The organism is Longimicrobium sp. (assembly GCF_036387355.1).
In the GTDB taxonomy this organism is placed as follows: Bacteria; Gemmatimonadota; Gemmatimonadetes; order Longimicrobiales; family Longimicrobiaceae; genus Longimicrobium.
In genome coordinates this window covers 1-5576 of record NZ_DASVTX010000337.1, presented here as the reverse complement: position 1 = coordinate 5576, position 5576 = coordinate 1, and the positions used below count along the sequence as shown (strand labels likewise).

6 protein-coding genes and 1 pseudogene are annotated in these 5576 nt (G+C 73.4%); 3 read left to right on the top strand and 4 right to left on the bottom strand.

Going from position 1 to position 5576, the window contains the following annotated elements; all coding sequences use genetic code 11:
• Window positions 1-1134, top strand: a 1134-nt coding sequence (locus VF665_RS14850) for a L,D-transpeptidase (RefSeq protein ID WP_331054221.1), incomplete at its 5' end; no start/stop codon positions are given.
• 178 nt (window positions 1135-1312) lie between these two features.
• Entirely contained in the window at window positions 1313-1939 is a 627-nt protein-coding gene (locus VF665_RS14845; RefSeq protein WP_331054220.1) for a hypothetical protein, read from the top strand.
• A gap of 79 nt (window positions 1940-2018) precedes the next feature.
• On the opposite strand, the gene VF665_RS14840 is transcribed toward VF665_RS14845, so the two are convergent.
• Together VF665_RS14840 and VF665_RS14835 are read right to left on the bottom strand one after the other, a co-directional pair.
• Window positions 2019-2597: a YqaA family protein gene (locus tag VF665_RS14840; RefSeq protein WP_331054219.1), complete on the bottom strand. Its 579-nt coding sequence runs from the start codon at window positions 2595-2597 to the stop codon at window positions 2019-2021.
• Entirely contained in the window at window positions 2584-3408 is an 825-nt protein-coding gene (locus VF665_RS14835; protein WP_331054218.1) for a hypothetical protein, read from the bottom strand. Before VF665_RS14835 ends, VF665_RS14840 begins: the two co-directional genes overlap by 14 nt.
• A 108-nt stretch (window positions 3409-3516) precedes the next feature.
• On the opposite strand from VF665_RS14835, the gene VF665_RS14830 reads away from it, so the two are divergent.
• Window positions 3517-4044: a Yip1 family protein gene (locus tag VF665_RS14830; RefSeq protein WP_331054217.1), complete on the top strand. Its 528-nt coding sequence runs from the start codon at window positions 3517-3519 to the stop codon at window positions 4042-4044.
• A 75-nt stretch (window positions 4045-4119) separates the two neighbouring features.
• Here VF665_RS14830 and VF665_RS14825 read toward each other — a convergent pair whose 3' ends face one another.
• Entirely contained in the window at window positions 4120-4848 is a 729-nt protein-coding gene (locus VF665_RS14825; RefSeq protein WP_331054216.1) for a zf-TFIIB domain-containing protein, read from the bottom strand.
• A 122-nt stretch (window positions 4849-4970) separates the two neighbouring features.
• Window positions 4971-5576: pseudogene (locus VF665_RS14820) on the bottom strand (sialidase family protein); the annotation flags it as partial.

Here is a 5576-nt window from a genome sequence, read left to right as displayed (position 1 = left end):
GCGCGCCGTGCGCAGGGGGATGCGCCCGCGCGCACGGGCAGCCGCACCGCCGCTACACGTCGTCCGGAGCCGCGCAACCCGCTCGGCCGGGTGCGCTCGGCCGCCATGGACCGCGGCGGCTACGCGGTCGTGGTAGACCTGGACGCCAACCGGCTCTACTTCGCCAAGGGCCGCACGGCGCTCTGGTCCGCGCCCGCCGCCACCGGCACCGGGCTGCGCGTGGAGCACAGCCGCGGCGAGTGGGACTTCACCACGCCCAACGGCGCGTTCCACGTCGTGCGCAAGGAGATTGAGCCGGACTGGATTGCGCCGGACTGGTACTTCGTGGAGCACGGGCTGCGGGTGCCGCCGCCCAACTCGCCGGCGCGCCGCTTTCCGCGCGGGCTGGGCTCCGCCGCGGTCTTCATCGGGCAGGGGCTGGCGATCCACGGCACCGACAAGCCGGAGCTGCTGGGCCAGCGCGTGTCGCACGGGTGCATCCGGCTGAGCAACGCCGACGCGCTTCGCCTGTTCCACAACGTGCAGGTGGGAACGGAGATCGTCATTGTCGGCGGCACCGACCGGGAGCCGCCCGCGCCTGCCCGCACCGCTTCGCGAAGCTCCGGCAACGGCGGCCCGCCGCCGCGCGACCCCTTCATCGTGGAACTGGAGGGCGAAGACACGGGTGCGCTGCTGGACCGGCTGGACGATGAGCTGTACGCGGCGGCGGTGGTGCGCGGCGCGCGGACCAGCTGGCACCAGGTGGCGAGCGTGCTCCTTTTCCGCGGCGCCAAGGAGGATGACGACGAGGCGCTCACCGGGCTGCTGAGCCGCTACGCGCGCATGGGCGCGGGCCCGCTGCGCGACGAGTACGCCACGTTCCTGGCGGATGCCTACACGCTCCGTCCGCTGCGCACGCTGTCCGCGCTGGCCCGGATGGACCGCGCCACCCGCGACCGCGCCGCCGGCGCCATCGTGGAAAGCTCGCTGGGGCTGTACCCGGGCGACATGAACGAGGCCGGCGCGCCCTGGCCCACCCGCCGCGCGCCGCGCACCGTCCTGGCCCGCGCCGACCAGCGCGCCTGGGACGCCCTGCAGTCCGCGGAAAACAGCTACCGCGACCGCCACGGCCTGGCCCTCCGCGGCCCCGAGTAGGCCACGGCCGGTCTGTACGCGGAAGCAGAGCAGGAGCCCTCTCCCTTGGTGGAGAGGGCTCCTTTTTGGGGCGTGCGGGGGGCTTCCCAACGGAAGCGCGGGGCGCGATGTATACAGTTGCATGGGCGGACCGCGCGGTCCGCACGTGGCCCTTCACCCCGATCTCACCGAGGACGCGATGGCACGCTTCAACCCGCTCTCCGCCGCCACGCTGGGGCTGCTCGCGCTGGCCGCCTGCGATGGTTCGCCCACCGTGGACACCGCCTCCGCGCTGTCCGCCGACGAAACCACGGAACTCGCGTCGCTGTGGGACGAGATCGGCGCGAGCGCCATTGACGGGTCGGGCGGCCCGCTGTTCTCGCTGGCGGCCGGCGCCGACGCCGTGGCCATGACCACCACCACCAGCTTTTCGCGCCAGCAGCCGTGCCCCGCGGGAGGTACCAGCACGCTCGCCGGCCAGCGCGTGGTGACCGCGGACCCGGAGACGCGCACCGGCAACGTGTCGCTCACCGCCACCCGCACCGACGCGGCCTGCGCCTTCAACGCGCGCCGCGGCTCCGGCGCCACCCTGACCCTTACCGGAACGCCTAACGTGCAGGTGGCGGCGCAGCAGGCGTGGGCGGCCGGCGTCCCCGGCGTGCACACGGCCACTACGCGCGGCTCGTTCAGCTGGGCGCGCAGCACCGGACAGAGCGGAACGTGCAGCGTGGACCTTACGAGCACCCGCACCCCGGCGACGCGCACCTACACCGTCGCGGGCACCTTCTGCGGCCAGACCATCAACGTCACCCGCACGCGAAGCTGACGGTCTCTGTCGGCTCGGGAAGAACAAAGGCGCGGCACCCGGACCCCGGGTGCCGCGCCTTGTTCATCCACGATTGCGATCAGAGCAGCCACCACGCGACGGCCAGGGCCAGCAGCACGGCCGCGGCCGCGGCAATGCGGCGCGGATGGTCCGCCAGAAGGCGCCGGAGCGGCGGCCCGGCCACGCGCGCGATCCCGGCCAGGACGGCGTACTTGAGTCCGCGGCCCAGGGCGGAGAAGAAGACGAAGGTGCCGAGCGGAATGCCGCTCGCCCCACCCACCACGCCGTAGAGCAGGTAGGGAACCGGGGTGTAGCCGGAAGTCAGCAGCGCCAGGCCGGCGTTGCGGCGGTACAGCGTTGCGACGGCGTCCACACGCGGCATCAGCCCGTGGCGCTCCAGCAGCGGCCGGCCCACGCGGTCAAAGCTGGCCGCGCCGATGCGCCAGGCGATCACGCCGCCCAGCACCGATCCCGCCGCCGCGAGCGCGGCCAGCGCCCACGCCCGCCGCGGCCGGCCGAGCGCCAGCGCCGCGTACAGCGCTTCCGTGGGCGCGGGGAACAGGCAGCCCTCCACGACGGCGAAGGCGAACAGCATCGCGGGGCCGGCCGGGTGCCTGGCCCATCGTTCCCACCGCCCCGCCGGTTCAGCGGCCGGCATCCCGCAGCCGGATCTTCATCTCCGGGGGCGGCGGCTGATCGACGGCCACCACCTCCACGCTCACCGTCAGGTCCATCACCCCGGTTTCCAGCATCCGCGCGCCGATGTCGAACATCCACAGCGCCGCGGGATCGTGGGCGATGCGCTCGCGCTCCGCGGTCATCTGGCGGAGCATTTCGGCGCGCGTCCCGGGCGCCATCGGCGGGATGACGTTCCAGCCCTGCACGTGGTACCCGCCGGGATGGCGCATCCCCATCCGCTCGCGGTAGTTCAGCAGGTCCATGCGCACCACCATGTCGGGACCGGCCGCGCCCATTTTAACCTGCCCGCGCGCCGTGGTGACTACGCGCACCAGGTCGTAGCTTTCCGCGTCCACCATCGCCACCACCGACGTCACGCCGCTCTCGCCGAAACCGCCCGCCGGCCGCAGCGCCACGGCGTACACCCGGCGCCCCGCCGCCGTGTCTTCGCGCACATCGCCCATCGGCACCGGCCGATCCGGGTCGTCTGCCTCAGTGCCGGCGAGGTCCGACAGGTCCAGCGTGTTGCTCAGGAGCGTGCGGACCGGGGACGGATCGCCGGGCTGCAGCCGGGGAACCCATCCGCCCTTGGGCGTGCGCTCCACGTACGCCAGGGTGCGCGTGGGCCCGGCGGTGAGCGCCAGCGTGTAGCTGCGCACGCCGGCCACGTTGGCGGCGGCGCGCTCGCGCATCCGCTGCACCAGCGTGGCGGCATCCGGCGCCTGGGCGTGGGCCGCGAGCGGCGTGGCCAGGAGCAGGGCGAGCGTCAGCCCGCGGAATCTTCTTGTCATTCCGGTGCGTAGGATGCAGGATGGAACGCGCGGCGATGGTCGGACGGGAGAAGATAGGTTCTCATCCCACGCGCCGCTCCCCTACCCGGACCCTACAGGAGAACGCGGATGTCGACTTTTACCCAGCGCATGATGGGCGCGGCGATGCTCAACGTCGCCACGTACGAGGAAGTGGAGCACGACCGCACGGCGACGGGCCAGGCGGCGGGCGTGGTCGCGCTGGTGGCGGTCGCGTCGGCGCTGGGCGCGGCCCGCAGCGGCGGCCCGGGGATGGTGAGCGCGCTGATCTCGGCGCTGGTGGGCTGGGCGGCGTGGTCGGCGGTCACCTACTTCGTGGGGACGCGGCTCTTCCACGGCACGGCGGACTGGGGCGAGATGGCGCGCACCATCGGCTTTGCGCAGACGCCGGGGCTGCTTTCCCTGCTCGGCTGGATCCCCATTCTGGGCGGGCTGTTCGCCCTGGTGGGCGCGATCTGGACGCTGGTGTGCGTGATCGTCGCCATCCGGCAGGCGCTGGACTTTGACACGGGCAAGGCGATCGGCACGGCCGTCGTGGGCTTTCTGGTCTACGTTGCGATCAGCGTGGCGGTGGGGCTGCTGTTCGGCGGGGCGAGAGCGCTCGGCAGCGTATTCTGATCCCGCCCCTGGTGGATGCGAAGAGCCCCGGATCGGTGCCGATCCGGGGCTCTTCGTCATCCATCCACCTGCCGTTCAGAGGCCGATCAGCCGGAAGAGCGTCTTCAGGACCAGATCGGTCGTCACCGGCCCGGGCGCGCTGGTGAGGGGAGCGGGATGGGCCCGGGCTTCGGCCTCGCGCAGCATACGCTGCACGCGCTGCCGGTCCTCTTCGATCGCCCGCTTTTCCCGCTCGCGCGCCCGCTCCAGGCCACCCCCGCGGATGAACTCCACCACGCGCCGCAGCTCATCCGCATCCAGCCACGCGCCGTGGTCGCGGCACTGGTCGATGATGACGCCGGAGATGCGCTGAAAGTTGGCGCGGTGCATCAGCGTGCCGCAGCCCGGGCACGGCAGGTAGCGCACCGAAGCCTCCACCGGCGCGGGAGGCGGCCCGTCGCCGCGAAAGCGGAGGACCGCCGCCTGCTGCTCCGCGTCGGCCGTGACCCGCGTGAAGTCGTCGGGCGCGACCCACACGCCGGCGCAGCGCGCGCACTCCCGCAGCCGCGCCCCGCCCACCTGCACGGGGTTCAGCTGCCCCGCGCACCGGGGGCAGGAGAGCGCCACGTCTTCGGGGACGAGGGTTTCGGCGCGGTGCGCGCGGGTGCCGCAGTGCGGGCAGTGGCGCGTTCCGGCGAACACCATCCCGAAGCAGGACGGGCACGCCACGGTGGCCAGCCGCGCGGAACAGTGCGCGCAGGCGTGCAGGTCCGCGGCGGCGGGGGCCCCGCATCCGGGGCAGCGGAGAACAGCGGCTTCAGGCATGTGCATCTGAACGGACGGGGCAGCCGGCCGGTTTCACCCAACGCGGGCGGAGCATCGAACAAAGCGACGGCCCCATCCTCCGCGCGGAGGATGGGGCCGTCGATCCATCGTGCGGCGGGCGGTCAGCGGTGGCCGCGGATCACCACGCCGCCGGCGCCCACGGCGAACACGTCGCGCGCCGACGAGCCGCCCACGTCGAACAGGGTGCCGCTCACGCCGCTGCTGATCTGCACCCACCCCTGGGTGGCGGGGTTCCAGCTGGTGCCGTTGTAGTGCAGCAGCGTGCCCCGGGTGCCCACCGCGTACAGCGCGTTGGCCGAGGCGCCCCACACCGAGGCGAGCTGCAGTTCCGCCCCCGGCGCAATGGCGGAGGTCCAGCTGGCGCCGCCGTCCGTGGAGCGCAGCACCAGGCCGCCGTAGGTGGGGTTGTCGTCCGCGTCGCGCGACACCGTCTCACGGCCCACGGCGACGAGGGTGCCGCCGGACACCCACACGCCGTTCAGGCGGCGGCTGTCGGTGCCGGCCAGGCTGGCTTCCGTCCAGTTTGCGCCGCCGTTGCTGGACCGCATGATGAACGCGGTGGTGGCGCCTGTTCCCGGCACGCGGTACCCCACGGCGACCACCGTGGCGCCGTCGCCCCACACGCCCGACAGCACCGTCTCCCCGGACGTGGCGGCCAGGATGCTGGTCCAGTTGGCGCCGCCGTCCACCGACCGCAGGAGGAGCGC